This is a genomic window from Rhodovulum sp. HP10, assembly GCF_047553435.1.
Lineage (GTDB): Bacteria > Pseudomonadota > Alphaproteobacteria > Rhodobacterales > Rhodobacteraceae > Rhodovulum.
In genome coordinates this window covers 3,259,186-3,285,300 of sequence record NZ_CP180201.1, presented here as the reverse complement: position 1 = coordinate 3,285,300, position 26,115 = coordinate 3,259,186, and the positions used below count along the sequence as shown (strand labels likewise).

Annotated in this window: 32 protein-coding genes and 1 tRNA gene; 8 read left to right on the top strand and 25 right to left on the bottom strand. The window is 67.1% G+C overall.

What is annotated here, in order from left to right:
• Position 1: 1 nt before the first annotated feature.
• From ACK8CO_RS15400 to ACK8CO_RS15370, 7 genes are all read right to left on the bottom strand, one after another.
• A complete protein-coding gene (locus tag ACK8CO_RS15400) occupies positions 2–1,213 on the bottom strand; it encodes a CaiB/BaiF CoA transferase family protein (protein WP_414897188.1) in 1,212 nt (403 codons plus the stop codon).
• A gap of 55 nt (positions 1,214–1,268) precedes the next feature.
• A complete protein-coding gene (gene dctP / locus ACK8CO_RS15395; RefSeq protein WP_196774249.1) occupies positions 1,269–2,306 on the bottom strand; it encodes a TRAP transporter substrate-binding protein DctP in 1,038 nt (345 codons plus the stop codon).
• A gap of 46 nt (positions 2,307–2,352) precedes the next feature.
• Positions 2,353–2,748, bottom strand: a complete 396-nt coding sequence (locus ACK8CO_RS15390; RefSeq protein WP_080617038.1) for a cupin domain-containing protein — start codon at positions 2,746–2,748, stop codon at positions 2,353–2,355.
• Positions 2,749–2,766: 18 nt separating this feature from the next.
• A complete protein-coding gene (locus ACK8CO_RS15385; protein WP_414897187.1) occupies positions 2,767–4,053 on the bottom strand; it encodes a TRAP transporter large permease in 1,287 nt (428 codons plus the stop codon).
• Positions 4,050–4,559, bottom strand: a complete 510-nt coding sequence (locus ACK8CO_RS15380; RefSeq protein ID WP_080617040.1) for a TRAP transporter small permease — start codon at positions 4,557–4,559, stop codon at positions 4,050–4,052. Before ACK8CO_RS15380 ends, ACK8CO_RS15385 begins: the two co-directional genes overlap by 4 nt.
• Positions 4,556–5,311, bottom strand: coding sequence for an IclR family transcriptional regulator (locus ACK8CO_RS15375; protein WP_414897186.1), 756 nt, complete (start codon positions 5,309–5,311; stop codon positions 4,556–4,558). Before ACK8CO_RS15375 ends, ACK8CO_RS15380 begins: the two co-directional genes overlap by 4 nt.
• 599 nt (positions 5,312–5,910) lie before the next feature.
• A tRNA-His gene (locus tag ACK8CO_RS15370) sits at positions 5,911–5,987 on the bottom strand.
• 168 nt (positions 5,988–6,155) lie between these two features.
• Between ACK8CO_RS15370 and ACK8CO_RS15365 the strand changes: the two genes are divergently transcribed.
• Positions 6,156–6,377 (top strand): DUF6324 family protein, encoded by a 222-nt coding sequence (locus ACK8CO_RS15365; RefSeq protein WP_414897185.1) that lies wholly within the window; start codon positions 6,156–6,158, stop codon positions 6,375–6,377.
• Here ACK8CO_RS15365 and ACK8CO_RS15360 read toward each other — a convergent pair.
• The 6 genes from ACK8CO_RS15360 to ACK8CO_RS15335 all read right to left on the bottom strand — a co-directional run bounded on the left by ACK8CO_RS15360 (position 6,334) and on the right by ACK8CO_RS15335 (position 11,062).
• Positions 6,334–6,834: an MmcB family DNA repair protein gene (locus ACK8CO_RS15360; RefSeq protein WP_414899033.1), complete on the bottom strand. Its 501-nt coding sequence runs from the start codon at positions 6,832–6,834 to the stop codon at positions 6,334–6,336. The genes ACK8CO_RS15365 and ACK8CO_RS15360 overlap by 44 nt on opposite strands.
• 395 nt (positions 6,835–7,229) lie before the next feature.
• Positions 7,230–7,559: a hypothetical protein gene (locus tag ACK8CO_RS15355; protein ID WP_080617044.1), complete on the bottom strand. Its 330-nt coding sequence runs from the start codon at positions 7,557–7,559 to the stop codon at positions 7,230–7,232.
• 328 nt (positions 7,560–7,887) lie between these two features.
• The gene (gene nusB, locus ACK8CO_RS15350) at positions 7,888–8,361 is read right to left on the bottom strand and encodes a transcription antitermination factor NusB (RefSeq protein ID WP_080617045.1); all 474 of its coding nucleotides are present in this window, start codon (positions 8,359–8,361) and stop codon (positions 7,888–7,890) included.
• Entirely contained in the window at positions 8,358–8,897 is a 540-nt protein-coding gene (locus ACK8CO_RS15345) for a 6,7-dimethyl-8-ribityllumazine synthase (RefSeq protein WP_080617046.1), read from the bottom strand. The genes nusB and ACK8CO_RS15345 overlap by 4 nt, the downstream gene beginning before the upstream one ends.
• Before the next feature lie 3 nt (positions 8,898–8,900).
• A complete protein-coding gene (ribB, locus tag ACK8CO_RS15340; RefSeq protein ID WP_080617047.1) occupies positions 8,901–10,010 on the bottom strand; it encodes a 3,4-dihydroxy-2-butanone-4-phosphate synthase in 1,110 nt (369 codons plus the stop codon).
• 446 nt (positions 10,011–10,456) lie between these two features.
• Complete coding sequence (locus ACK8CO_RS15335; protein ID WP_414897184.1) at positions 10,457–11,062, bottom strand: riboflavin synthase; 606 nt, start codon at positions 11,060–11,062, stop codon at positions 10,457–10,459.
• 452 nt (positions 11,063–11,514) lie between these two features.
• Between ACK8CO_RS15335 and ACK8CO_RS15330 the strand changes: the two genes are divergently transcribed.
• Positions 11,515–12,645, top strand: a complete 1,131-nt coding sequence (locus ACK8CO_RS15330) for a polysaccharide biosynthesis/export family protein (RefSeq protein WP_231119117.1) — start codon at positions 11,515–11,517, stop codon at positions 12,643–12,645.
• A gap of 81 nt (positions 12,646–12,726) precedes the next feature.
• Here ACK8CO_RS15330 and ribD read toward each other — a convergent pair whose 3' ends face one another.
• The 3 genes from ribD to ACK8CO_RS15315 form a co-directional block, all read right to left on the bottom strand.
• Positions 12,727–13,800, bottom strand: coding sequence for a bifunctional diaminohydroxyphosphoribosylaminopyrimidine deaminase/5-amino-6-(5-phosphoribosylamino)uracil reductase RibD (gene ribD, locus ACK8CO_RS15325; RefSeq protein ID WP_414899032.1), 1,074 nt, complete (start codon positions 13,798–13,800; stop codon positions 12,727–12,729).
• A 23-nt stretch (positions 13,801–13,823) separates the two neighbouring features.
• Positions 13,824–14,291, bottom strand: coding sequence for a transcriptional regulator NrdR (gene nrdR / locus ACK8CO_RS15320; RefSeq protein ID WP_080617050.1), 468 nt, complete (start codon positions 14,289–14,291; stop codon positions 13,824–13,826).
• Between the two features lie 166 nt (positions 14,292–14,457).
• Positions 14,458–14,706: a DUF167 domain-containing protein gene (locus tag ACK8CO_RS15315; protein WP_080617051.1), complete on the bottom strand. Its 249-nt coding sequence runs from the start codon at positions 14,704–14,706 to the stop codon at positions 14,458–14,460.
• Positions 14,707–14,814: 108 nt separating this feature from the next.
• Here ACK8CO_RS15315 and ACK8CO_RS15310 point away from each other — a divergent pair, with 108 nt between their 5' ends.
• The 4 genes from ACK8CO_RS15310 to ACK8CO_RS15295 all read left to right on the top strand — a co-directional run bounded on the left by ACK8CO_RS15310 (position 14,815) and on the right by ACK8CO_RS15295 (position 18,122).
• Positions 14,815–15,405 carry a nitroreductase gene (locus ACK8CO_RS15310; protein WP_414897183.1) on the top strand — a complete coding sequence of 197 codons (591 nt, stop codon included), beginning with the start codon at positions 14,815–14,817 and terminating at the stop codon, positions 15,403–15,405.
• A complete protein-coding gene (locus ACK8CO_RS15305) occupies positions 15,402–16,106 on the top strand; it encodes an EI24 domain-containing protein (protein WP_414897182.1) in 705 nt (234 codons plus the stop codon). Before ACK8CO_RS15310 ends, ACK8CO_RS15305 begins: the two co-directional genes overlap by 4 nt.
• Positions 16,107–16,207: 101 nt before the next feature.
• Positions 16,208–17,371 (top strand): L-lactate dehydrogenase, encoded by a 1,164-nt coding sequence (locus ACK8CO_RS15300; protein WP_414897181.1) that lies wholly within the window; start codon positions 16,208–16,210, stop codon positions 17,369–17,371.
• Positions 17,372–17,498: 127 nt separating this feature from the next.
• On the top strand, positions 17,499–18,122 hold the full coding sequence (locus tag ACK8CO_RS15295; protein ID WP_414897180.1) for a 50S ribosomal protein L25/general stress protein Ctc: 624 nt from the start codon (positions 17,499–17,501) through the stop codon (positions 18,120–18,122).
• A 58-nt stretch (positions 18,123–18,180) separates the two neighbouring features.
• Here ACK8CO_RS15295 and ACK8CO_RS15290 read toward each other — a convergent pair whose 3' ends face one another.
• Positions 18,181–18,720 (bottom strand): hypothetical protein, encoded by a 540-nt coding sequence (locus ACK8CO_RS15290; RefSeq protein WP_414897179.1) that lies wholly within the window; start codon positions 18,718–18,720, stop codon positions 18,181–18,183.
• A 224-nt stretch (positions 18,721–18,944) separates the two neighbouring features.
• Positions 18,945–19,256, bottom strand: coding sequence for an antibiotic biosynthesis monooxygenase family protein (locus tag ACK8CO_RS15285; RefSeq protein ID WP_414897178.1), 312 nt, complete (start codon positions 19,254–19,256; stop codon positions 18,945–18,947).
• A gap of 94 nt (positions 19,257–19,350) precedes the next feature.
• On the opposite strand from ACK8CO_RS15285, the gene pth reads away from it, so the two are divergent.
• The gene (gene pth / locus ACK8CO_RS15280) at positions 19,351–20,055 is read left to right on the top strand and encodes an aminoacyl-tRNA hydrolase (protein WP_414897177.1); all 705 of its coding nucleotides are present in this window, start codon (positions 19,351–19,353) and stop codon (positions 20,053–20,055) included.
• Positions 20,056–20,080: 25 nt separating this feature from the next.
• Entirely contained in the window at positions 20,081–20,461 is a 381-nt protein-coding gene (locus ACK8CO_RS15275; protein WP_414897176.1) for a DUF2237 family protein, read from the top strand.
• 3 nt (positions 20,462–20,464) lie between these two features.
• On the opposite strand, the gene trpB is transcribed toward ACK8CO_RS15275, so the two are convergent.
• The 7 genes from trpB to ACK8CO_RS15240 form a co-directional block, all read right to left on the bottom strand.
• Positions 20,465–21,694: a tryptophan synthase subunit beta gene (gene trpB / locus ACK8CO_RS15270; protein ID WP_080617060.1), complete on the bottom strand. Its 1,230-nt coding sequence runs from the start codon at positions 21,692–21,694 to the stop codon at positions 20,465–20,467.
• Between the two features lie 62 nt (positions 21,695–21,756).
• Positions 21,757–22,107, bottom strand: a complete 351-nt coding sequence (locus ACK8CO_RS15265) for a hypothetical protein (RefSeq protein ID WP_414897175.1) — start codon at positions 22,105–22,107, stop codon at positions 21,757–21,759.
• A complete protein-coding gene (locus ACK8CO_RS15260; protein WP_414897174.1) occupies positions 22,104–22,760 on the bottom strand; it encodes a phosphoribosylanthranilate isomerase in 657 nt (218 codons plus the stop codon). The genes ACK8CO_RS15265 and ACK8CO_RS15260 overlap by 4 nt, the downstream gene beginning before the upstream one ends.
• A 10-nt stretch (positions 22,761–22,770) precedes the next feature.
• Complete coding sequence (locus ACK8CO_RS15255) at positions 22,771–23,136, bottom strand: lipopolysaccharide assembly protein LapA domain-containing protein (RefSeq protein ID WP_080617063.1); 366 nt, start codon at positions 23,134–23,136, stop codon at positions 22,771–22,773.
• Positions 23,137–23,152: 16 nt separating this feature from the next.
• Positions 23,153–23,434: an integration host factor subunit beta gene (gene ihfB / locus ACK8CO_RS15250; RefSeq protein WP_080617064.1), complete on the bottom strand. Its 282-nt coding sequence runs from the start codon at positions 23,432–23,434 to the stop codon at positions 23,153–23,155.
• A gap of 284 nt (positions 23,435–23,718) precedes the next feature.
• Positions 23,719–25,401 carry a 30S ribosomal protein S1 gene (gene rpsA, locus ACK8CO_RS15245; protein ID WP_080617065.1) on the bottom strand — a complete coding sequence of 561 codons (1,683 nt, stop codon included), beginning with the start codon at positions 25,399–25,401 and terminating at the stop codon, positions 23,719–23,721.
• A 313-nt stretch (positions 25,402–25,714) separates the two neighbouring features.
• Positions 25,715–25,963, bottom strand: coding sequence for a hypothetical protein (locus ACK8CO_RS15240; RefSeq protein WP_414897173.1), 249 nt, complete (start codon positions 25,961–25,963; stop codon positions 25,715–25,717).
• Between the last annotated feature and the right edge of the window lie 152 nt (positions 25,964–26,115).

Here is a 26,115-nt window from a genome sequence, read left to right as displayed (position 1 = left end):
GTCACGCCTCCTCCCTGTCCGATCCTGCCCGTCGTCCGAGCACGCCGCGTTCCTCGAGCGCCCGGATGGCCTCGGCCCCGAAGCCAAGCTCTGACAGCAGCGCCGGCCCGTCCTCGCCAAGCTCGGGGGCGCGGCGGTCCGGCGCCGAGGGCTGCGCGCGGAAACGCACCGGTTGCGGCACCGAGCGCACCCGACTGTCCAGATCGTCGGTCGGCGCGAAGAAACCGACCGCCTGCAAATGCGGATCCTTCAGCAGATCGTCGAGCCCGCTGACGCGCGAATGCGGCACATCGAGACGCTCGAAGGTCGCGATCCAGGCCTCGGTCGGGCGCTTCGGCATCTCCTGGCCCAGGATCTCGTACATCTCGCCGACATGCTGCGAACGCTCGGTGGCATCGGCGAACCAGGGCCGGACCACGACATCGCGGCGGCCAAGCTCCTCGAAGGTACGGCGCCAATGCCGTTCGGTATAGGGCAGCACGGCGATCCAGCCGTCGCTGGTGGGAAAGGGGCGGCGGTGGCGGTTCAGAAGCCGCTGATACCCGGCGGGCGCGGCCTCGTCGAAACTTGCAGCGGCCATATGCTCGGCCATCACGAAGGAGGTCATGACCTCGAACATCGGCACCTCGATCTCGCAGCCCCTGCCCGTCCGGGCGCGCCCGACCAGCGCGGCGGAAATCGCGCTGGCCGCATAGAGCGCCGCGATCTTGTCGGCAATCACGCCCGGCACATAGGACGGGTCGTTGCCGGTATAGGTCGGCAGGCTGGCAATGCCCGAGGCGGCCTGGATCACGTCGTCATAGGCGGGCCGGGCCGCATAGGGGCCTTCGCTGCCGAACCCGATGGCAGAGCAGTAGATCAGCCGCGGATTGCGCGCCATCAGCTCTGCCGGCCCAAGGCCCAGACGCTCGACCGCCTGCAGCCGCATGTTGTGCAGGAAGACATCCGCCCCGTCGATCAGCTTCAGAAGGATCTCGCGGCCTTCCCCGGTCTTCAGGTCCAGGGCGATGCTCTTCTTGTTGCGGTTGTTGTTGGCGAACATCGAGCTGACGCCGGCCGGCGAGCGCGGATCGACATAGCGCGCAAGATCTCCGTTCGGCGCCTCGACCTTGACGACATCCGCGCCGAAATCGCCCAGCATCTGGCCCGCCATCGGCCCGAGCACGATCGTCGTCAGCTCGACGACCCGTACATCCTTCAACAGATCAAGCACCCGCCTCTCCTTTCGTTGCGGGGCGGCCTTCGCGGCGGCCGCCCCGTGTCTGGCTTCAGTTGCCGCTATTGCGGAGGGCGTCGACCTCGGCCCGGAAATCGGCGAGGATCTCGCTTCCCTTCTTGCCGCGCCTGTCGAGGGCCGCGGCCCAGTCATCGGCGACGCTGGCGAAATCGGCGCGCAGCCTGGCCGCCTCCTCCTCGTCGAGCGCGAAGACCGTCACGCCCTCTTCGGACAGCTTGTCCTTGAGCTCTGCCTCGGCGGTGTCGAAGGCCTTGCAGGCGCTCTCGGTCACTTCCCGGCCGATCCGGGTCATGGCCTCCTGGATGTCGGCGGGCAGGCTGTCCCATTTGCGCTGCGAGATCGCATAGGTGATGCCGACCGATCCGAAGTTCGCGTTCTGCGTCGCCGAACCTACGATCTGGTCGAGCCCATAGGAGAAGGTCGAGGTGAAGGGCAACAGCGCCCCGTCCACCGTTCCCTTGGTCATCGCATCGAAGATCTCGGGCGGGGTCATGCGCACGGCGGTCGCGCCCGCGGACTGAAGCGACAGCTCCATCGCGCCGGGATTCGAGCGCATCTTCATGCCCTTGAACCCTTCGAGCGAGGTCACATCCGCCCGTTTCGAGAAGATCGCCTGATAGGGCGAGAGTGCCACATTGTAGAGCACGCGCACCCCGTTGGGCTGAAATTCGAGCGTGTCGAGCTTGCCTCCGGGCTGGATCAGCTCGGCGAAGGCCAGCGTTCCCTCGCAGGAGGAGGCGATCTCGCCGGGCAGCTCCACCACCCCGCCAAGCGGCATCTTCTCGGAGACGTAAGAGGGCACGATATAGCCGATATCGGCAATGCCGGCCTGGGTGATCGACAGGATGTCCTTGGCCTTGGCCAGCTGCTGCGCAGGGTAATGCTCGATCTCGATCCGGTCGCCGAACTCTTCCTTGAGCCGCGCCGTGAACACGTCGGTGGTGTTCCTGGTGATGATGTGATCGGCCGGCAGGCTGTCGGCGATCTTGAGCGTGACCTCCTGCGCGGCGAGCGGCGCGGCGGATGCCAGCGCGGCGCAGACCGACAGGATGCTGATGGTGGATTTCATGGTCGTTCTCCTCCGATGGACCATTGGTTTGGGGGGCGGCGGGCGCTCAGCACTCGACGCGGGCGCCTTCTCCGTAAGGCGGGCCGTAGCAGATCAGGACCTTGACCGGCGTCTCACCGATCGCGGTGAAGCTGTGCGGCATGTCGGCGGGGAAAAAGCAGCTTTCCTCGGGACCGATCTCGCGGGTGAGGCCTCCGATCTCGACCCGTGCCCGGCCCTCCAGCATCCAGCAGAACTGGTCGATGCCGGGATGGAAATGCGGGCTCGCGCCCTCGCCCGGCTCGATCCGGCCGATCAGGACCTCGATCTGCGTGGCGCCGGTTTCGGGCGAGACAAGGCGCCGGTTCACCGTCCCGCTATGGCCGCGCGGCGCATAGGACGCGGCCCTGGCCTCGGTCATGAAATACCTGCTGGGGTCGATGGCGTTCTTCGCGGTCGACATGGGGGCTCCTCCCTTGGATTACTGCGTCGTGCCGGGCAGCCACAGGACCAGCTGCGGAAACGCGACAAGCAACGCCAGAACGATGATATGCGAGACCACATGCGGCGCGACGCCGCGAAAGATCTCGGAGAGCGGGCGCTCGGTATAGCGGGACACCACGAAGATGTTCATGCCCAGCGGCGGGGTGATCATCCCGACCTCGGCCGCGACCACGACCAGCACGCCGAACCAGACCGGGTCGAAGCCGAGGCTGGTGATGGCGGGGACCATCACCGGAACGGTCAGGATCAGGATCGCCATCTGGTCCATGAAACATCCCATGACCAGGTAGAAGGCGATGATCCCGGCCATCACCACATAGGGCGACACATCGAGGCCGGTGATCCAGTCCACGAACTGGGGCGTGATCTGGCCCAGCGTGAGGACATAGCCGAAGATATGCGCCCCGATGATGATCATGAAGATCATGCAGGTCGCGCGGACGGCCCGGGCCAGGGCGCCCCAGGTCGTCTTCAGGGTGAGGGTGCGGAAGGCCGCGGCGATCAGGAAGGCGCCGAAGGCCCCGAGCCCGGCGGCTTCGGTCGGCGTCGCGATGCCGAGATAGATCGAGCCCGTCACGCAGAGCAGAAGCAGAAGCATCGGCCCGATGGCGCGCAGCGCCCGGACCTTCTCGCGCATCGGCCAGGACCGCGCGACCGGCGCGATCGAGGGATCGCGCGCCATCAGCACATAGATCGTCGCGATGATCGCCAGCGTCACGATGATGCCCGGGATCACCCCTCCGATCAGCAGCGACGCGATATTCACCTCGACGATGATGCCGTAGAGAACCAGCGCGATCGATGGCGGGATCAGCATGGCCAGCGTGCCCGAGACCGCGACCACGCCAGAGGCGAATTTCACGTCATATCCGGCCCGGCGCATCGCCGGGATCGAGGTCGAGGACAGCGCCGCCGCCGCCGCGGTGGACGAGCCCGAAATCGCCCCGAACCCGGCCCCGGCAAGGGCCGTGGCCACGGCCAGCCCGCCCGGCAAGCGGCCGACCCAGATGGTGATCGCCTTGAACATCCTGTCGGCGATGCCGCTGACGATCACGAATTCGGCCATCAGGATGAAAAGCGGCACCGCGATCAGCTCGAACCCGTTCGTTGTCGAAAGCGGCGTTGTCGACAGGACCGACAGCGCGCTGTCGAAGCCAACGATGGTCATCAGCCCCACGAGGCCGGTGAAGGCCAGCGCAAAGCCGACCGGGACGCCCAGGAGCAGCAGGCCGAGCAGGCCGATCACGACAAGAAGCGAGGTCATTGCGCCGCCTCCCCGCTGACGCGGCCGAAGGCATTGCCGAGCGAGATCAGAATGCGCGCCGCGCAGACCAGGACCATCGCGGCCGAGCCCAGCGGCACAAGCGCATAGCTCGCCCATGCCGGCCAGGGCACGATGCTGGCGATGACCTCGTCATTGGCGAAACTCCCCGCCGCGCGCTCCCAGGAGGCCCAGGTCAGCAGGCCGAAGAGCCAGAGCCCGATCGCGCTGGACAGGACATGGGTCAGTTCCCGCAGCCGGGACGGCAGCCTGAGGGTCAGAAGATCGACGGCCAGATGCTCGGCGCGCCAGTAGGTCGGCCCGAAACCGAAGAAGAACACCGCGGGCGTCAGGTAGAGCACGACCAGATCATGCGCGAAGAAGATCGGCATCCCGGCGCCGTAGCGCAGCGCGACATCGGCGACGATCAGAAGCGTCATGCCCGCCAGCGCAAAGGCCGCGACGGCGGTGAAGGCGTGATCGACGAAGGACATGGCCTTGCGGATCATCGGCCGACTCCGGTCTCGTGGATCTGGCTCCTGATGGCCGCAACGACGCGCCCGAGGGCCGCCGCGATCTCCTCATGGCGGTCCTGCATCCGGTAATTCGGCCCCGCGACCGACAGCCCGTATTTCTGATCGGCGATATCGAGCAGCATGCCCACGGCCGACACCTCGGGCGTGAACTCGCTTGCGTTCAGGAACCAGCCGCGCGCACGCCCCGCGACGATATCGCCGAACAGCGCCTCCCGGTCGGTGATCGAGGCCTCGGCCGCCTCGGAATAGTCGAGGCCGTCGAGCTCGCGCCGCAGTGCCGCGTCATCGAGAGAGCCGAGAATCGCCTTGCCCGAGGAGATGGCATAGATCGGCCGGGTTTCCCCGGCCCGCGCCGAGTAGCGGACACCCTTTCGGGATTCGAGCGCCTCGAGATAGATCACGCGGTCGCCTTCGCGCGCAGCCAGAAGGATCGTCTCGCCGGTCTCTTCGCGCAGCGCTTCCATGTGTTCGCGCACGAGGCCGAGGACCGGATCGCCCTCGAGGATCGACTGGGTCAGATCGTACATGCGGCGGGTCGGATAGAACCCGCCGCGCTTGCGGACCTCGAACAGGAACCCGCGCTCCCGCAGGGTCGAGACGAGGTTGCTGGTGCTCGACAGCGGCAGTTTCAGCGTCTCGGACAGTTCGGTCAGCGTGGTCGGCCTCTGCGAGGCCGCGAAATATTCGAAAAAGCGCAGAACATTGTCAGCCTGGCGTACGGCCATGCATTTCCTCCCCGACGCGCAGACCAACCTCCGGAAGTCCGCACCCTAACTTCCTGTGCAGGAAGTTTTCTTCTTATGTGCGAAGTATGTCGCCCGCATTTTACGGGTCAAGAAAAATCGCCGCTGCCCTGCAGCATGCCTGCCCTCCGCCGCGAAACCGGAGATTTAAATATTTAAATTCAGTCTGTTGGGGATCGACGCCCGCGCGGCGGCCGTCGCAACCTGCGGTATCGGAAGGCATGTCGAAAGCAGCCTGCGGCTGCGGCGCCCGAGTCACGCACCGCCAGCGCCTCTGGCATGGAGAACCACGCATGCCGTCCCCTGCCCTGCCCCCGGGATGGGTCCGGCGGACCGCCCGTGGCGCAGATCCCCCCTGATTCGGAGCGGCTCATTGCCCATGGGCCCGGCCTCGCGGGCCTGCAGTCCCCCGGGGGCCGCGACTGCCGCCAGAGGACCCGCCCCGCCATACGGCCTTCCCGGCAGCGATTGGCGCGCCTCCCGGCCAGATCCGGGAAACGTATGGCAGCAGGCCCCATGCCGCTGGCGCTGCGGCTGGGCTCCATCGGGGCGGTCAGGGATATCATGTGAAAGGGGGAGAATGGTACCGCCTCCCCGGCTCGAACGGGGGACCCCCAGATCCACAATCTGGTGCTCTAACCAACTGAGCTAAGGCGGCACTGTTTGGGCGATTTAGCGCCCCCTCGCCACGATTGCAAGACCCGTTCTCGACCGAAACCGACCATCGCGCCGCAGAGATCCGTACCGGTCCGCCCTCGCCCCGCTCTTGCCAGAGCCGGGGCAAAGCGCTACCCCGACCCCCTGAACATCCCGAGGGAAAAGTGCCATGGGCATCGACAAGCAAAGCGACTTCGCCGCCAATCTGCAGATCGGGCCGACCAGCCTTGGCATGGTGCGGATCTATATCGAGGGCGAGGGGCTCGAGATCCCGATGGATTTCGACCCCGAAGAAGCCGAGGACATCGCCGAGGAGCTGCGCGCCGCCGCGGCCCAGGCCCGAACGATCACCGAGAAGAAGAAGGGCAAGGGCGCCAAGCCGAAGGGCTGAGTCCCGGCCCCGGATCGCGCAGCGCCTGCAGCCGCAAGGCGGCGTGGCGTGCGAAGCTGCACGTCAGCACCTTTCGGCGCGACGGCGCCAGACGCCGCTCGGGCGCCTCGCGCAGGACCTCGGCGCCATAGCCGTCCGCGACGATCAGCCCGGTATCGGACGGCAGAAGGTCGGCGGGAAAATCCGGCCCGACCGCCCAGAAGAAACGGTCGCACCAGTCGAGATATCCGCTCCATTTATGGTCCGAGGTGAAATCCGCACGGCTCGACTTGCACTCGACCACCCAGATCTCGCCCTTCGGCCCCAGAGCCATCACATCGACCCGAAGTCCCGGTGCGGGCACGAATTCCTCGACGCAGGCAAGACCGAGATCGCGCAGATGGCGGCAGACGCCGCGGGCCAGAAGCTGGCCCGGAGCGAGCGGCGCGGAAAGCGGTTGGGAAACCGGATCGGGCATGGTCGTGACAATGATCGAGCCGCCGTCTCTCGACAAGGCTTGCCGTCGGCCTCCCGGCATCCTATCTCTGGCCGAGGCGGGGTCTGCCCTTCCCGTGCAGAGGCCGAATTCCGGTGGCCTTAAGCAAATCCGAGGGAGCTGGCTCTGTCCGGATCCTGGTCCGGTTACCTGGCGCCCACCTGTAGTAACAGGTCCTCGGGAATTAAAATGCCTCCACGTTTGCGGTGGTCCCGCCCGTTCCCCTTCCGCCCGGCCCATAGATGGCCTGCCCCCAGGGCAGGCCAGGGTCGTTGACGGCCTGCCTCCGGGCAGGCAGGGGCCGGCGACATGGCATGAAAAATGGCGGCCCGAAGGACCGCCAGGGAAAATGCATCAGAAACGAAAGGAGCGGCGCGTCAGCGCCGCATCCGGCGTTCATCCTTGACCGGCACCGGGATCGGCACCAGAACATCGGCGAGGCCGTGCACCGGCCCGGACCGGCGACGGCCGCTGTCGGGACCGTCGTCCCGGGCCATCGCCATCACCGCGATGCCGAACTGCACGCCGGCGAAGACCACGCCATTGAACAGGAAAAGCAGCAGAGCCGCGAGCCAGCCCCCCGAGACACTGGTCACGAGGTGCCACAGATTGGCGACGTCGAAATACATGAGAAGGCCGACGAACACCCCCGACAAGGCGAACCCTGTGGCGGCCTGACGGATGTATAGGGTCACGAGCTTTGGCATCGCTGTCTCCGTTCCTTGCTCCAAATAGGTAGCCATTCCCGGAAGGATTCCAAGAGGAAACTTGAAGCGTCGTCGGTCATCCCGCCCCGGCGCAGCGTCCAGCCGCTGGCTTCCGTAACGTCATCATGAGGCCGGAAGGGTTAAGAGAGCGTTACCGAAACCCTGTCCCGGACGAAACGTCCCCGCGCCTCTTCCGAGGGCGCGCCTGAACAATCGAAAGATAGACAGAACACAAGGCTGAAGCCGGAAACGACGCAACGGGGCCCGCCTCAGGCAAAGGGCCCCGGAGAAAGGGTCCCGGGGAGAAAGGGCCGGGCCGGACCCGGGCTCAGAACGCCTCGGGCCGCGCCTCGCGGGCCATGTGGTCGAGCACGGCGTTCACGAATTTGGGCTCGCGCCCCTCGGGAAAGAAGGCCTTGGCGACATCGACATATTCGGTGATCACCACCTTCGGCGGCGCCTTCGCCGCGACAAGCTCGGCCCCGGCAGCCCGGAACAGCGCCCGGAGCGTCGGGTCGATCCGGGCGATCGGCCATTTCGCCACCAGCGCGCGGTCGGTCATCTGGTCGATCTTCGCCTGCCAGTTCACTGCGCCCTCCAGCGTCGCGCGAAAGAGATCGACATCGCCCTCGGCAAGCTCTTCGCCCTCTTCATAGCCGACGCCGAAGCGCCAGGTCTCGAATTCGCGCCGCACGGTGTCGACATTCTGGCTGGACTGCTCCATCTGGAACAGCGCCTGCACCGCGTAAAGCCGGGCAGCGGACCGCATCTGGTTGCGGTTGGGTTTGCGGGCCCCGGTCATGCGCGGTCGCTCCCCTCGGCGATCTGGATCCCGCCCGAGGGACGGAAGCCGACGCCCTTGGTCTCGCCGCTCCAGCGCCGGGCCAGCGCGATCAGATGCAGCGCCGCAGCGGCCGCGCCGCCGCCCTTGTCCATATCCGCCGGATCGGCCCGGCGCAGCGCCTGTTCGCGGTTCTCGACCGTCAGGATGCCATTGCCGATCAGCGCGCCCTGCAGCCCCAGCAGCGTCAGCCCGCGCGAGCTGTCATTGCAGACGGTCTCGTAATGGGTGGTCTCGCCCCGGATCACGCAGCCCAGCGCGACATAGCCGTCATAATTCGACAGCCGGTGCGCCAGCGCGATGGCGCTGGGGATCTCGAGCGCGCCGGGCATCTCGACCAGCTCATGCGCGGCCCCCGCGGCCTCGAGCGTCGCGACCGCCCCGGCGATCAGCATGTCGGCAATGTCGCGGTAGAACGGCGCGACCACGACCAGCAGTTTCGTCGGCCGGTCGAAGGCGGGCAGCGCCAGCGCGTGATGCGGATCCTGTTCGGCCATGGCTCAGCCCTCCCTGGCGATGCTGCGGGTCCCCTCGATCGAGAGCCCGTAAGCCTCGAGCCCCACCACCCGGGGCAGCGGCGAATTGGTCAGAAGCACCAGCCGGTGCAGGCCGAGCGCGGCCAGGATCTGGGCGCCCAGCCCGTATTGGCGCAGGGTCTGCGGCGACGCCGCGCCATCGAGCACGAGCTTCATCGTGGTGTCGCGCAGCAGCACGACGACGCCTCGGCCCTCGGCGGCGATCATCTCCATCGCGGTGGCAAGCTCGCCCGCCGGATGCGGCCCGAGCCCCAGCACGTCCTGCAGCGGATCGAGCGCATGCATCCGCACCAGCACCGGCGCCTCGGTGGTGATGTCGCCCTTGACCAGCACCACATGTTCGGCGCCCTGGGTCTCGTCGGTGAAGACCCGCATCTCCCAGTCGCCGCCATAGGCCGAGGTGACATGGCGCACCTCGCGCTCGTTCACAAGATTGTCGTGGCGGCGGCGATAGGCGATCAGGTCCGAGATGGTGCCGATCTTCAGGTTGTGACGCTGGGCGAAGGCCACCAGATCGGGCAGTCGCGCCATGGTGCCGTCCTCGTTCATGATCTCGCAGATCACGCCCGCGGGATTCAAACCGGCCAGGCGCGACACATCTACGGCGGCCTCGGTATGGCCCGCGCGGACCAGCACGCCGCCATCGCGGGCGCGCAGCGGAAAGACATGGCCCGGCGTCGCGATATCGGCTGCGCCCTTGCCCGCGTCGATGGCGACAGCCACGGTCCGGGCCCGGTCATGGGCGGAGATGCCGGTGGTCACGCCCTCGCGCGCCTCGATCGAGGTGGTGAAGGCGGTCTCGTGGCGCGAGGAGTTCTGCGAGGCCATCAGCGGCAGGCCCAGCGCATCGACCCGCTCGCCTGTCAGCGTCAGGCAGATCAGGCCCCGGCCATGGGTGGCCATGAAATTGATCGCCTCCGGCGTGGCCATCTGGGCCGGGATCACCAGATCGCCCTCGTTCTCGCGATCCTCGTGGTCGACAAGGATGAACATGCGCCCGTTACGCGCATCCTCAATGATCTCCTCGATCGAGGAGATCGCGTCCTGGTAATTTGGCTCGCCGATATCGTGCATGTCGTCCACCTGTTCCGAAGCCCGCCTATTAGCGCGGTCGGGACAGATTGGAAAGAACCCGCAGTGCCGGTTCGCCCGAAAACGCAGCGCGTCCCGGACACCCCGAACGTCCCGAATGCCCCGGAGATGACCGGCAGGGGCCCCGCCCCACCGCCGAACCGGGCCAGAAAGCCGCGACAGAAGGCCGGGCCAGACGACCGGGCCAGTGGAACGCGGCGCCGTCGGTTGCCGCCCGGTCCCTTCCCGGGGCGCGCCGGTGGAGGCCCATGCGGCGACCGCCTCGGGGCCAGTTCGAACACCGTCTCGAACACCGTCCCGGGCCGCGCATCTGTCGATGAGAAACGGATCCGGCGGCACGCCACGGTTCGCGAGCGCCTCTGTTCAGCCCCCCCGCGCCCGGCGATGCCCGGCCCGGGCCCGAGGGCCAGCCGACAGCCGCGCCGGGTTCAGGCCGCGTCACATTCCCTGAGCCGCGCGACATAGCGCGCCATGGTATCGATCTCGAGATTGATCCGGTCACCGACCTGCGCCAGCCCCAGCGTGGTGGCCTCGCTGGTATGCGGGATGACGTTTATCCCGAAGCGAAGGCCCTCGACCTCGTTCACCGTCAGCGAGATCCCGTTCAGCGCGACAGACCCCTTGGGCGCGATGAACCGCGCCAGCGCCTCGGGCGCCTCGAAGCTCATCCGGGTGCTGTCGCCCTCCCCGGCCATGGCCACCAGCTCGGCCACCCCGTCGACATGGCCCGAGACGATATGGCCGCCAAGCTCATCGCCCACCCTGAGCGCGCGTTCGAGATTGATCCGCGTCCCCTCGGCCCAACCGCCGATATTGGTCTTCGAAACGGTCTCGGCCGAGATCGAGACCGCAAACCAGGCGCCCTCCCCTGCAGGGCCGCGATCGGTCACGGTCAGGCAGACGCCATTGCAGGCGATCGAGGCTCCGATATCGATGCTGTCGGCGGCATAGGCGCAGTCGATACGGGCGGTCAGATCGCCCTTCATGGTCAGCGCGCGAACGGTTCCGATATCGGTGATGATGCCGGTGAACATGGTCGGGCTCCTTGCAGCACGGGTTCGGTTCCGACCTATCGCCTGCGGCCACGCGGAGCAAGCGGCACGCGGCGTGGAGGCGGCGCGGCAGCGCCCGGCCCCATGCACGAGTAGCCAGCCTTCCGCCCCGGACACGCCCGGACGGCAGGCCCCGGATCCGGCACCCGGCCTCCGAAGCGACAGCGGCCCGCCCGGGCGATGCCGGCCCCGGCTTGCCGGATGTCCCGGGGCCCCGATAAGCGCCGAACCCGGCCCGCGCCCGCCAGCCTGCCCCCTCGTCGGCGAAGAAGGGCGCGCAACGGCGGCAGGCCACGGCCGCGGCACTGCGACAACACCTTGCAGGCGATCCGCCGCGCAAGAGGCTCGCCCGTCTGGTCTTTCCTGGCGGCTTTGTCTAGCCTGCGCCGGAAAGCGCGAGTGAATCGCCGCATGCAGGGACAAGGGACAGCTACGTGACGACGCTACTCGCCCGCGGGGCACGGATCCTCGTTCTCTTCGGATTGCTCGCCGCCACCGCCGCCTGCGGCCTGCCCCGCCCGGGGCCGAGCAAGCCCGAAATCTTCGACGGATCGAGCCTGCGCGACGGCGATGCCTTCGTCGTCGCGGTCAATGACCGCGTGACCCGGGCGACCGCCGTGGTGCCCGCCAGCGGATTTCCTCCCGCCTTCCTGAATGCCGCCCCGATCGGATCGGACACGATCCGCGCGGGCGACACGCTGGGCCTGACCGTGTTCGAGAATGTCGATGACGGGCTGCTGGCGCCAAGTGAAAGCAATGCCGCGACGCTGACCCAGCTGCAGGTCGACAGCACCGGCCATATCTTCATCCCCTATGCCGGACGCATCCTGGCCGCGGGCAGCACGCCCGAGGGGCTGCGCAAGAAGATCACCGAAAAGCTCGATGTCCAGACCCCGGACCCGCAGGTGATGGTGACGCGTCTGGCAGGCGATGGCGCCACGGTCTCGGTGTCGGGCGGCGTCGGCAAGCAGGGCGTCTTCCCGATCGAACGGCCGAGCCGGACGCTCTCGGGCATGCTGGCCACCGCCGGCGGCCTCGTGATCCCGCCCGAGATCGCCCAGATCACCGTGATCCGGGGCAAGTCCCGCGGCCAGATCTGGTTCGAGGACCTCTATGCCGATCCGAAACTCGACATCGCGCTGCGCAATGGCGACCGCATCCTCGTCGAGGAGGACACCCGCGACTTTACCGCCCTGGGGGCGACGGGGCGGCAGAGCAACGTGCGTTTCATCACCCAGAGCATGTCGGCGGTCGAGGCGCTGGCACAGGTCGGCGGCCTCAGTTCGGCCCTGGCCGACCCGACAGGGATCTTCGTTCTGCGCAACGAACCCGAGGAGATCGCGCGCCAGGTGCTGGGCCGCGACGACCTGACCGGGGAACAGCGCATCGCCTATGTGCTGAACCTGACCGAACCCACGGGGCTGTTTCTCGCCCGCGATTTCGCGATCCGCGACGGCGACACCGTCTATGTCACCGAAGCGCCCTATGTCCGCTGGGTCAAGCTGCTGAGCGTCATCACCGGAACCGCAGGCGCCGCCCGCAACGTCTCGGCCTCGGTCAACTGAGGCCGCTGACGGGGCCGACACGGTGCCCAACACGGGGCCTGCGCGTCTTCCGGGGCGGTTCACGGCCGCAACGGGCCGCGCTCAGTCCCGGGTCCAGACATGAAGAAGATCGGGACCGAGCGGGCGGGTCCCGGCCAACGCAAAACGCGGTGCCTCGGCCAGATGCGCAAGCTCCAGCGGACCGATCGCCGCCCGCCCCTCGGCGCCCAGCGCAAGCCCGGCGGTAAACCCGATCAGCTCGTCGACGAGCCCCGCCCCGAGCAGCGCCGCGGCGAGACTGCCACCGCCCTCGCAGAACACCCGGGTCAGCCCTGCCGCACCAAGTGCGGCCAGCAGCGCGGCCGGATCGAGCCGCCCTCCGGCACCGGTCGCGACCTCGATCAGCCGGGCGCCCCGCCCCTGCCAGGCAGAGCGGCGCGCCGGATCGGCCCCCGCCCCGTGACACAGCCAGAGCGGGGCCTCGGCGACGCTGGCGGCCAGCGCGCCGGTTTCGGGCAGATCGAGCCCCGAGGCGCAGATCACCCGGACCGGGCGATGCGCGATGCCGAGCCCGCGCACGGTCAGCACCGGGTCGTCGGCCCGCGCCGTACCACCGCCCACCATCACCGCATCATGGGACGCGCGCAGCGCATGGACATGGCGGCGCGCCTCGGGCCCGGTGATCCAGCGGCTTTCGCCCGAGGCGGTGGCGATCCGGCCATCGAAGGAGGTGGCAAGCTTGAGCGTGACCATCGGCCGCCCGGCATTGCGGCTGAGCAGGAAGCCGCGGTGATCTCGCGTCGCGGCCTCGGCCAGAACCCCGGTCTCGACCGCGATGCCCGCCGCGCGCAACAGCGCATGGCCGCGCCCCGCGACCCGCGGATCAGGATCCTCGAGCGCGGTCACGACCCGCCCGACGCCCGCCGCGATCAGCGCCTCGGCGCAGGGCGGGGTCTTGCCGTGATGGGAACAGGGCTCGAGCGTGACATAGGCAGTGGCACCCCGGGCCCGGGCGCCGGCCTGGGCCAGCGCCTGCGGCTCGGCATGGGGCCGTCCGCCCGGCGCGGTCCAGCCGCGTCCGACGATCCGTCCCTCGCGCACCAGCACGCAACCGACCGCCGGGTTCGGCCATGTCCGCCCCTTGCCGCGCGCGCCAAGCGCGAGCGCAAGCGCCATGAACCGGGCATCGGCCCCGGCGCTCACGCGTCCGGTGCGGCCGATGGCCTCAGTTCGCTCACGAACTTGTCGAAATCGCCCGCTTCCTGGAAATTCTTGTAGACGCTGGCGAAGCGCACATAGGCCACGGTGTCGATCCGGGCCAGCGCCTCCATCACGATCTCGCCGATCACCTTCGAGACGATGTCGGTCTCGCCCATGCTTTCAAGCCGCCGGACGATGCCCGACACCATCTGATCGACACGATCCGGGTCGACCGGGCGTTTCTGCAGCGCGATGCGGATCGAGCGTTCCAGCTTGTCTCGGTCGAAATCCTCGCGGCGGCCGCTGGACTTGATGACCACGAGATCGCGCAGCTGCACGCGCTCATAGGTGGTGAAGCGCCCGCTACAGGCCGGGCAGAAACGGCGGCGCCGGATCGCGACATGATCCTCGGCGGGCCGGGAATCCTTCACCTGGGTGTCGATGTTTCCGCAGAACGGGCAGCGCATGAGCTCTCTCTCGGGCACAACGTAAACTTATCCACAGGCACTATAGGGGAGCCTCTAGGATTTGGGTAGGGGCCAATTTGCGCACTACATCTTGAGTGCCGGGTTCCCGGCAACGCCGGGTCTCGCCAGAGCCCGCTCACGGCCCGGGGCAGGCTGGAGAACCAGGCTAGAGAACGCGGAACAGCTTGTCGCGCGCGGTCTGTCCGCGCACCAGCTCGAGCCGCGATTTCGGCACGCCCACCGCCTTCGACAAGAGCTTCGTCACCGCCGCATTGGCCTTGCCGTCCTCGGGCACCACGGTGACATAGACCCGGATCTGGCCCTCCTCGGCGACGATGCGGGCGCGCGAGGCCTTGGGCGTCACCCGCACCGCGATTTCGGTGCCGGGCACCGCAAGATGGCTGAGATCGGTCATGCCGCCTTGCTGCCGCGACCTCCCGCGCCCGTCAAGCCGGACTTGCTCCCCACTTGACCCACCTGCCCGCACCGCCGACATAAAGACCGCCAAAGAAGGAGCTGGCCCATGCCCGACCCCCGCCCCGAGGTGCTCGATTTCCTGCTGACCCGCCGCTCGCGGCCCGCCAAGACGCTGGCCGGACCGGCACCGGATCGCGAGATGCTGACCCGGATCCTGACCGCCGCCGCCCGCAGCCCCGATCACGGCAAGCTGGAGCCCTGGCGCTTCATCGTTCTGGAAACGCCCGCTCTGAGGCGACTGGCTACGCTTGTCCGCGCGCGCGGTCAGGGGCTCGGACAGGCGCTCGGCCTGCCGCCCGAGGCGATCGAGAAGGCGGCCTCGGCCTATGCCCAGAGCCCGCTTGCCGTCGTGGTGGTGGCCTCGCCGAAAGCCTCGCCCAAGGTGCCCGAAATCGAACAGCTGCTGTCGGCGGGCGCGGTCTGCCTCGGGCTTCTGAACGCCGCCGAAGCCGCGGGCTGGGGCGCCAACTGGCTGACCGGCTGGCCTGCGCATGAGCGCACCGTGCTGCCCGAGGCGCTGGGGCTCGGCGCGGCCGAGACCATCGCGGGCATCATCCATCTCGGCACCCAGACCGTGGCGCCGCCCGACCGGCCGCGCCCCGATATCGCCGCGATCACCGAATGGGTGTCGGAATGATCCTCACCGCCTTTCTCAAGACGCTGGGCCAGATCGGCGACCGGGCCTTCCGCCGGGTGCTGCTGCTTGGCATCGGGCTGTCGGTCCTGCTGCTGGCCGCGATCTATGCCGTGATCTTCTTCCTGATCGGCTGGCTCGTGCCCGACAGCCTGACCCTGCCCTGGATCGGCGAGATCACCTGGGTCGACAACATCCTGTCGGGCGCGTCCTTCCTGCTGATGATCGTGATGTCGGTCTTTCTGATGGTGCCGGTGGCCTCGGCCTTTACCGGCATCTTCCTCGACGACGTCGCCGAGGCGGTCGAGATGCGCCATTATCCCGACCTGCCGCCCGCGACCCCGATCCCGATTCTTGACCAGATCCGCGACAGCCTGGGCTTTCTCGGCGTTCTGCTTGGGGTCAACCTGGTGGCGCTGGTCCTGTATTTCTTCGTCGGACCGTTCGCGCCCTTCCTGTTCTGGGCGGTGAACGGCTTCCTGCTCGGGCGGGAATATTTCCAGATGGCGGCGATGCGCCGGCTCGGGCGTCAGGGGGCGCGCGATCTGCGCCGCCGCCATGGCGCCACGATCTTCCTCGCCGGTCTGCTGATGGCAGTGCCGCTGAGCCTGCCGCTGGTGAACCTGGTGATCCCGATCCTCGGCGCGGCGGTCTTCACCCATCTGGTCAACCGCCTGATCGACGCCCGCCGCGCCCCGGCCTGACCGGCGGCGGATGGCGGGCGCCGCCGCCGTGGCCCCGGCAATGGCCGTTGCGACGCGCTCCGGCGATTGGTAATGCCGTCTTACCAAAGCGAGAGAAAACCATGCCCGTCATCACCTCGATCGAAGACCTGCACCGGATCTACCGGCGCCGCGTGCCCAAGATGTTCTACGACTATTGCGAGACGGGCAGCTGGACCGAACAGACCTTCCACGACAATTGCTCGGATTTCGGCAAGATCCGGCTCCGGCAGCGGGTCGCGGTCGACATGGAGGGCCGCTCGACCGCGACGCAGATGATCGGACAGGACGTGGCGATGCCGGTGGCGCTGGCGCCGGTCGGCATGACCGGCATGCAGGCGGCCGATGGCGAGATCAAGGCCGCCCGGGCCGCCGAGAAATTCGGCGTGCCCTTCACGCTCTCGACCATGTCGATCTGTTCCATCGAGGATGTCGCGGCCCATACCCGACAGCCGTTCTGGTTCCAGCTTTACGTGATGCGCGACCAGGACTATCTCGCGAGCCTGTTCCAGCGCGCGAAGGATGCCAACTGCTCGGCCCTGGTGCTGACGCTCGATCTGCAGATCCTCGGCCAGCGCCACAAGGACCTCAAGAACGGCCTGTCCGCCCCGCCCAAGATGACGATCCCGACCATGGCCAACCTGGCCACCAAATGGGGCTGGGGGCTCGAGATGCTGCAGACGAAACGCCGCTTCTTCGGCAACATCATCGGGCACGCCAAGGGCGTGACCGACGCCTCGTCGCTGGTCGAATGGACCGCCGGCAATTTCGATCCGCGGCTAGACTGGTCGCAGGTGAAGAAGCTGAAGGAGGACTGGGGCGGCAAGCTGATCCTGAAGGGCATTCTCGATGCCGAGGATGCGCGCCGAGCGCTCGATGTCGGGGCCGATGCGATCATCGTGTCGAACCATGGCGGGCGCCAGCTCGACGGCGCGCTGAGCTCGATCCGCGCCCTGCCCTCGATCCTGCGCGCGGTCGGCGACCAGATCGAGGTGCATGTCGATGGCGGCATCCGCTCGGGGCAGGACGTGCTGAAGGCCGTCGCGCTGGGGGCCAAGGGCACCTATATCGGGCGCGCCTTCATCTATGGCCTCGGGGCGATGGGCGAGACAGGCGTGACCCGGGCGCTCGAGGTGATCCACAAGGAGCTCGACACCACCATGGCGCTTTGCGGTCGCAAGAGCATCGACGGTCTCGACCGCGACATCCTGCTGGTCCCGAAGGATTTCGAGGGCGAGTGGGTCTGAACTGGGCCTGAACTGGGCCTGAGCGGCTCATTTTTGCCCTTCCCAACCGGCCGCCGCTCGGCTATGGGCACGGCTTCATCGGGCATACACCCTTGGAGGATGCCCATAACCTTAGGAGAACAGACCAATGGCTGGTGAGATCCCTGATCTTAACGCCACGGTACGGACGGGGACAGGCAAGGGGGCCGCTCGTCAAGCACGCCGTGAGAACCTCGTCCCCGGTATCGTCTATGGCGGCGGCGCCGAGCCGCTTCCGATCAACCTCAAGTACAACGAGCTGCTGAAGCGCCTGAAGGCGGGCCGTTTCCTCTCGACGCTGTTCAACCTGAAGGTCGACGGCCAGGAAGACGTGCGGGTGATCTGCCGCAGCGTGCAGCGCGACGTGGTCAAGGACCTGCCGACCCATGTCGACCTGATGCGGCTGCGCCGCACCTCGCGGATCAACCTCTTCATCCCGGTCGAGTTCGTTGGCGAAGAGAAATCCCCGGGCCTCAAGCGCGGCGGCGTCCTGACGGTCGTCCGTCCCGAGGTCGAACTGGTGGTCACCGCCGGCGACATCCCGGAAAAACTGACGGTCGACGTCTCGACGCTGAACATCGGCGACATCGTCCACATCTCGGACATCGCGCTGCCCGAAGGCACCACGCCGACCATCACCAGCCGCGACTTCGTGATCGCCAACATCTCGGCGCCGTCCGGCCTGCGCTCGGCGGACAACGAAGAAGACGAAACGGAAGCGGGCGAAGAATAATCGCTCTGCCTTTCGACAGATCCGAACGGGGCCCGGCGGGCCCCGTTTTCATGCGCGCTCAGCGCATCCTCGCATCCTCACGCCCCAGCAGATCGGGGTCGATCGACCCGAAGACCCCCGGCAGCCGCATGCAGAGCCGGCGCATCTCGGTCGCTCCGGCGCTGCCAGCGGGCGTCGAGACCCCGTCGGGCCACCAGGCCGCCGCCAGGGCCTCCTGGCTGTCGGCATCGATCCGCGGACGCAGATAGCGCCGTTCGAAGGCCTCGACCCAGCCGAGTTGCAGCCAGAGCGTCTGCCGGTCGGACGACCAGGTGCCCGGCCCCACCAGGCGATCGAGCCTGCGCCAGTGCTGCGCGATCAGATCGCGTGCCCAGGACGTGCAGAGAATGCCGACCTTCAGCCGCGCCGTCGCAACCTCGTCGGACAGATCGGCGGGCGCGTCCTCCCATTCGCCTGCCACCGCCTCGGCCAGTCGCGGATCGACCGCAGGCGCCGCCGAGCCGGCCCGGGCCGGACCGTTCGCAAGAGCGAGCCCCAAAATCAGCAGGACCGCCAGCCCGAGTGGCGTCGGAAATGAAGACAGGAGCGGAATACGCATGGGGCCATGCCTCGCCGTTTGGATCTGTCCCGCTTCGGAGACATGCCGGAGAGGGTGGCAGCCGGGCCTTTCCAAAGGGTTTCCATCCCCCGGACAACGCAACGCACGGTCGGGCCCGGCCCGCGGCAACGCAGGGTCAAGCCATTGCTGGCCATGGGCTATTCACGAAAGAGCACCTGGACGGGTCCTCCCGTTCCGGCATTGTTCCGGGCCGCTACGGCGGCTCAGTCCAGCGACTGGACCGATTCGAAAACCTCCAGCTCGGGCGGCTCCAGATACATGTCGGAGGGCCCCTTCGCCCCCTTATGCGCGGCGCGGAACGCCTCGGAGCGGGTCCAGGCGGTGAAGGCCGCCTCGCTCTCCCAGAAGGTATGCGAGGCATAAAGCCGGCTGGTCTCGGTTGCGGGCCCCTTCAGAAGATGAAAACCGACGAACCCCGGCACCGATGTCAGATGGCTGTCGCGGGTCTTCCAGACCGCCTCGAACGCCTCCTCGGCGCCAGGTTTCACCTTGAAACGGTTCATCGTCAGATACATGGGTCGCCTCCTCTGGTCCGGATCAGGCCGGTTCTGGCCTTTTGCCGCAGCTCAGGGCATCAAGGGGCAAAGAGCAAGCGGCAGGAGATCACGAATGCGTCTCTTCGTGGGCCTCGGGAATCCGGGCGCGCAATATGCGGGCAACCGGCACAATATCGGCTTCATGGCGGTCGAGCGGATTGCCGAAGACCACCACTTCCCGCCCTGGCGGGCCAAGTTCAAGGGGCAGACCGCCGAGGGGCGGCTGGGCCCGGAGAAGGTGATCCTGCTGAAGCCAGAAACCTACATGAACCTTTCGGGCGACGCGGTTCAGGCGGCGGTGCAGTTCTACAAGCTCACCCCCGCCGATGTGACGGTCTTTCATGACGAGCTGGACCTCGCCCCGGGCAAGTGTCGGCTGAAATCGGGCGGCGGGCATGCGGGCCATAACGGGCTGCGCTCGATCCACCAGCATCTGGGGCCGGATTACGAGAGGGTGCGGCTGGGCATCGGCCATCCGGGCCACAAGGACCGGGTGTCGGGCTATGTGCTGTCGGATTTTGCCAAGGCCGACCGCGACTGGCTGGACGATCTGCTGCGCGGCCTCTCGGAGGGCGCCGCCGATCTGGCACAGGGCGAGGGCGCTCGGTTTCTGAACGCGGTGGCGCGCCGGGTGGCTCCGTCCCGGAACGGGACGATGCCCCCCGGGGCCGCACAGGCAGCCCAGAAAACCCCTGCCGCGCCGCGCCCGGACAAGGCCGAGGCGGCAGCGGAGGACAGCCGCACGCCGCTGCAAAGGCTCGCCGACCGGTTCCGCTAGGACGCATCGGCAGAAGAGAGGGACCATGACCGACGCAACGACGCCTTCGGTGAACGTATTCGGCGGGCCGCTTGCCCCCTGTTCTACGGCGCCCATGACCGGCTTTTTCCGCAACGGTCACTGCGACACCTGCCCCGAAGATACCGGGCGCCATACGGTCTGCGCGGTGATGACGGCCGAATTCCTGGCCTATTCCAAATATGTCGGCAACGACCTGACGACCCCGCGCCCCGAGTTCGGTTTCGTCGGGCTGAAACCGGGCGACAGCTGGTGCCTCTGTGCCGAGCGGTTCCTGCAGGCCCATGACGAAGGCTGCGCGCCCAGGGTCAGGCTTCAGGCCACGCATCTCGATGCGCTGGAGGTGGTGCCGCTGGAGGTCCTGCGGCTCCATTCCGACGAGGACTGAGGCTCAGCCCTCGCCCATATCGAAGCCGAGATGCCGGGCCACGGCAAAGATGTCCTTGTCGCCCCGGCCGCACATGTTCATGCAGATCAGGTGATCGGCCGGAAGATCGGGCGCGATCTTCACCACATGGGCCAGCGCATGACTAGGCTCGAGCGCGGGGATGATGCCCTCGGTCTCGCAGCAGAGCTGGAACGCGGCCAGCGCCTCGCGGTCGGTGATCGAGACATAGTCGGCCCGGCCCGTATCATGCAGCCAGGCATGTTCCGGCCCGATGCCGGGATAGTCGAGCCCGGCCGAGATCGAATGGCCCTCGAGGATCTGCCCGTCCCCGTCCTGCAGAAGATAGGTGCGGTTGCCATGCAGCACGCCCGGACGCCCGCCGGTCAGAGAGGCGCAATGCTCCATCTTCTCGTCGACGCCATGGCCGCCGGCCTCGACCCCGATGAGGCGCACCTCCTTGTCGTCGAGGAAGGGGTAGAACAGCCCCATCGCATTCGAGCCGCCGCCGATGGCCGCGACCAGCGTGTCGGGCAGACGGCCCTCGGCCTCGAGCATCTGGGCCTTGGCCTCGGTGCCGATGATCGACTGGAAGTCGCGCACCATGGCCGGATAGGGATGCGGCCCGGCGACCGTACCGATGCAGTAGAAGGTGTCGCGCACATTGGTCACCCAGTCGCGCAGCGCGTCGTTCATCGCGTCCTTCAGCGTGCCCCGGCCCGAGGTGACGGGCACCACCTCGGCGCCCAGCAGGCGCATGCGGAAGACGTTGGGCTTTTGCCGCTCGACATCGGTGGCGCCCATGTAGACCACGCATTTCAGACCGAACTTGGCGCAGACCGTGGCGGTCGCGACGCCATGCTGGCCCGCCCCCGTCTCGGCGATGATCCGTGTCTTGCCCATGCGGCGCGCCAGGATGATCTGGCCCAGCACGTTGTTGATCTTGTGCGCGCCGGTATGGTTCAGCTCGTCGCGCTTGAAATAGACCCTGGCCCCGCCCAGCCGCTCGGTCAGGCGTTCGGCCAGGTACAAGGGCGAGGGGCGGCCGACATAATGCTTCCACAGGAAGTCCATCTCGGCCCAGAAGCTGTCATCGGTCTTGGCGTGCTCGTATTGCGCCTCGAGTTCGAGGATCAGCGGCATCAGCGTCTCGGAGACGAAGCGGCCGCCGAAGATGCCGAACCGGCCATTCTCGTCAGGGCCAGTCTTGAAGGAATTCAGGATGTCATCGGGCATGGAAGCCTCCCGCGCGGGTCAGTCGCTCTTGCCTACTGGCGCGGAAGGCCCGCGGCAAGGGGTCAGCGCGGGTTTGCGGTTTCGCGGCAGAAGATCTGCGTCGCGACCCCGTAACAGACCCCGTAGCTGCGCCCGCCCAGCGACACATCGGCCTGCGAGAAAACCACCTTGTCGGCATAGTCGAGCGAGATCATCGAGCCGATAAGCTCGGCGCACTGGGCGCGGCCGAGCTTGCAGGTCGCCAAAAGCACGGCGCTCGCCGGATTGTCCTCGGCCTCGGGATCGGCGCTGTCGATCCGGTCGAGCAGACGCTGTTGCAGGGCCGCCTCGAAGGCTGCCTCGGTCGGTTTGGTGAAGGCCAGCGCCAGCCCGGAAATGGCCAGAAGCGCGATCAGTCCCAGAAATCCTCTCATGGTCCCTCCCTGCCGCCCGCAGCGGCGATGAACCGGCCCATCAGGGCCTCGTCCTTGACCCCGGGCGACGTCTCGACGCCCGAGGACACATCGACCTGGCGCGCGCCGGTCAGCGCGATGGCCTCGGCCAGATTGACAGGCGTGAGCCCGCCCGCCAGCATCCACGGAACCGGCCAGCGCCGCCCGGCGATCAGCCGCCAGTCGAAGGCCAGCCCGTTGCCGCCCGGAAGCGCCGCCCCCTTCGGCGGCCTGGCATCGACAAGGATCTGGTCGGCGACCCGGGCGTAATCGGTCAGGACAGGCAGATCGGCCTCGGTCGCGACACCGACCGCCTTCATCACCGGCAGCCCGAACCGGGCGCGGATCTCGGCCACTCGGGCGGGGCTTTCCCGCCCGTGCAATTGCAGCATATCGATCGGGACGCGATCAAGCAGTGCCTCGAGCGCGGCATCGTCGGCATCGACCGTCAAGGCCACCTTGGCAAGACCGGGAGGTACCGCCAGGGCAAGTCCGCGCGCCGTCTCGGGGTCGATGTTGCGCGGAGAGCCCGGGAAGAAGACGAAGCCCAGATAGGACGCACCCAGCCGCGCCGCCGCCGACACCGCGGCGGGCGAGGTGAGCCCGCAGATCTTGACCCGGATCGCGTCCGACATCGGCCCGCCCCTACCGGGCGCTCCCGTCCTGTTCGATCAGGGCCAGAACCTCGTCATGGCCATCCTTGCGCCGCTTGTCGGCCTTCAGCCGGTCAAGCTCGCGCTGCATCCGTGCCGCTTCGCGCCGCTGGCGCGAGGCCACGGAGCGATGCTTGCTTTCGCGCAGCCATTCCCAGAAGAACCCTACCAGCAGGCCCAGAAGCATGCCGCCGAAGCCGACCGCGTAAAGCGGAACCTCGGCCGTGACCTGGAAACCGGAATAGGTCGCCATATCCTCTGGCAGCAGTCTCACCGAGACCGGATCGAGATTGGCGGTTGCCACGACCACGAGGCAGATGGCGAGCAGGGCGAGAAACAGATAGCGTATCAGGCGCATCGCGGAGACTCGATTGTTATTTGTCGTTAAGCCGATCACGTAGCAGCTTGCCGGTCTTGAAGAAAGGCACGCATTTCTCGTCAACCTGCACAGACTCGCCGGTGCGCGGATTTCGCCCTGTCCGCGAGTCACGCTTCTTGACCGAGAACGCACCGAAACCGCGAAGCTCCACCCTGTCTCCCCGCGCCATGGCCGAGATAACCTCTTCAAAGATGGTATTCACAATTCGCTCGACGTCCCGCTGGTAAAGATGCGGGTTCTCTTCTGCAATTTTCTGGATCAATTCCGAACGGATCATCTGATATCTGTCCCTGTTCTAGGCCATCGCCGATTATGCCCGGCTGAGGCTTTGGGACTATAGCCGTGAAACCGGTGCCTGCGAAACAGAAACCCATTGAAAAGACGCGTGAAAGCGCTTGAATCGCCCCAGAGCCGCAACCGTGGGACGAGCATTCCTGAATTGACTTTGGGGAAAGGGATGTGCCGGCCGGGCAGGCGCGCGACTCACCCGTGTCGATTCGCAAAAAAGAACCGGCCCCGCAAAGCCTGCAGGGCCGGTCCCGATCGGTTGGAGAGACCGGCTTAGCGGTCGTCGCCTTTCAGCGCGGCGCCCAGGATGTCGCCCAGCGAGGCACCCGAATCCGAGCTGCCATACTGTTCCACGGCTTCCTTCTCTTCGGCGATCTCGCGCGCCTTGATCGACAGGCCCAGACGGCGGGTCTTGGTGTCGATATTGGTCACGCGGACGTCGACATGGTCGCCCACCTGGAAGCGCTCGGGGCGCTGTTCGGAGCGGTCACGCGACAGATCCGAGCGGCGGATGAAGGATTTCATGCCTTCGTATTCCACCTCGATGCCGCCATCCTCGATCGCGGTGACCGCGACGGTGATGATCGAGCCGCGCTTCACGCCGCCCACGGCTTCGGCAAAGGGGTCGCCTTCGAGCGCCTTGACCGAGAGCGAGATCCGCTCCTTGTCGGTGTCGACCTCGGTGACGACGGCCTTGACCACATCGCCCTTGCGGTAGTCCTGGATCGCCTCTTCGCCACGCTGGTCCCAGCTGAGGTCGGAGAGGTGCACCATGCCGTCGATGTCGTTGTCGAGACCGATGAACAGACCGAATTCGGTGATGTTCTTGACTTCGCCTTCGACCTCGGTGCCGACCGGATGGGTTTCCGAGAAGACTTCCCACGGGTTGCGCATGGTCTGTTTCAGGCCCAGCGACACGCGGCGCTTGGCGGTGTCGATCTCCAGCACCATGATGTCGACTTCCTGGCTGGTCGAGACGATCTTGCCGGGATGCACGTTCTTCTTGGTCCAGGACATTTCCGAGACGTGAACCAGCCCCTCGACACCCGGCTCCAGCTCGACGAAGGCGCCGTAATCGGTGATGTTGGTCACGCGGCCCTTGTGGACGGTGCCCAGCGGGAACTTGGCTTCGACGGTATCCCACGGATCGGCCTGCAGCTGTTTCATGCCGAGGCTGATACGATGGGTTTCCTTGTTGATCTTGATGACCTGAACCTTGACGGTCTCGCCGATCGACAGGATTTCCGACGGATGGTTGACACGGCGCCAGGCCATGTCGGTGACGTGCAGCAGGCCGTCGACACCGCCCAGATCCACGAAGGCGCCGTATTCGGTGATGTTCTTGACCACACCGTCGACCGCATCGCCCTCGTTGAGCTTGCCGATGATCTCGGCGCGCTGTTCGGCGCGGGACTCTTCGAGGATGGCGCGGCGCGAGACCACGATATTGCCGCGGCGACGATCCATCTTGAGGATCTGGAAGGGCTGTTTCAGGCCCATCAGCGGGCCGGCATCGCGCACCGGGCGCACATCGACCTGGCTGCCGGGCAGGAACGCGACGGCACCGCCCAGATCGACGGTGAAGCCGCCCTTGACGCGACCGAAGATGGCGCCTTCGACGCGCTGGTCTTCGGCATAGGCTTTTTCCAGACGGTCCCAGGCCTCTTCGCGGCGGGCCTTGTCACGGCTGATGACGGCTTCGCCCCGGGCGTTTTCGACACGATCCAGGTAGACCTCGACCTCGTCACCGACGGTGACTTCGGGGGCCTCGCCCGGATTGGAGAATTCCTTCAGATCGACGCGGCCTTCCATCTTGTAGCCGACATCGATGATGGCCTGACCCGCCTCGATGGCGATGATCTTGCCGCGGACAACGCTGCCTTCGGACGGCGTGTCGATTTCGAAGCTTTCGTTGAGGAGGGCTTCGAAGTCCTCCATGGATGCGCTTTGAGCCATGTGGTCTCAGGTTTCCTTTACGAACTGTTTTCTGGCCGGGCGGTTGTCTCCGCCGGTCTTGGATTGGTCAGTGCGGGCGCCATTCCGTATAACAAAGAGGGCCGGAGAACATATCCGACCCCTGCTCGCCTTCGTCACCGGCATTTTCGCCTTTTCGACCCGCGCTAATTATAGTGTTTCGGGCCGCCCCGCAAGGGGGGCAGACCCTGCCCCCGGCATTCCTGCAAGGTCGTTCCGGGCGGGGGCATTCCGGGCGGGGCATTCCGGGCGGGTCGGTGCAGGTGGCGCGTGCCCGGCGCCCGGAATGCGACGCTCACATCCAGGGCGGGAGCCCGGACCACGGCTCGGGCAGCGGCGGCAGGCCGATATCGCGCCGGAGATGGTTGTCGAGCTCGCCCAGCCGGGCCACGCCCGCCGGCCGTCCGCGCCCACTGAACATGGCGGCGATCGCCGCGAACAGCACGCGGCAGGCGCCATGCTGCTCGATGACGACCGCGAGGGATATTGGCGGTTCGATCCGGCCCGCCCGCCGGTCAATAAGGATGGTCATGCTTTGCTTCATGGCGCGCCCGCCATGCGGGAGCGTCCATGCCCTGATGCTGAGATAAGGAACGTCCCGGAGGCCGCGGGCGGCGCGCGCGGCCAGGGTCAGGACTGTGGCTGGTCTGGTTTTGGCCGCTATGGCAGCGGCCCGGCCTGTCAGACTCGAGCGAT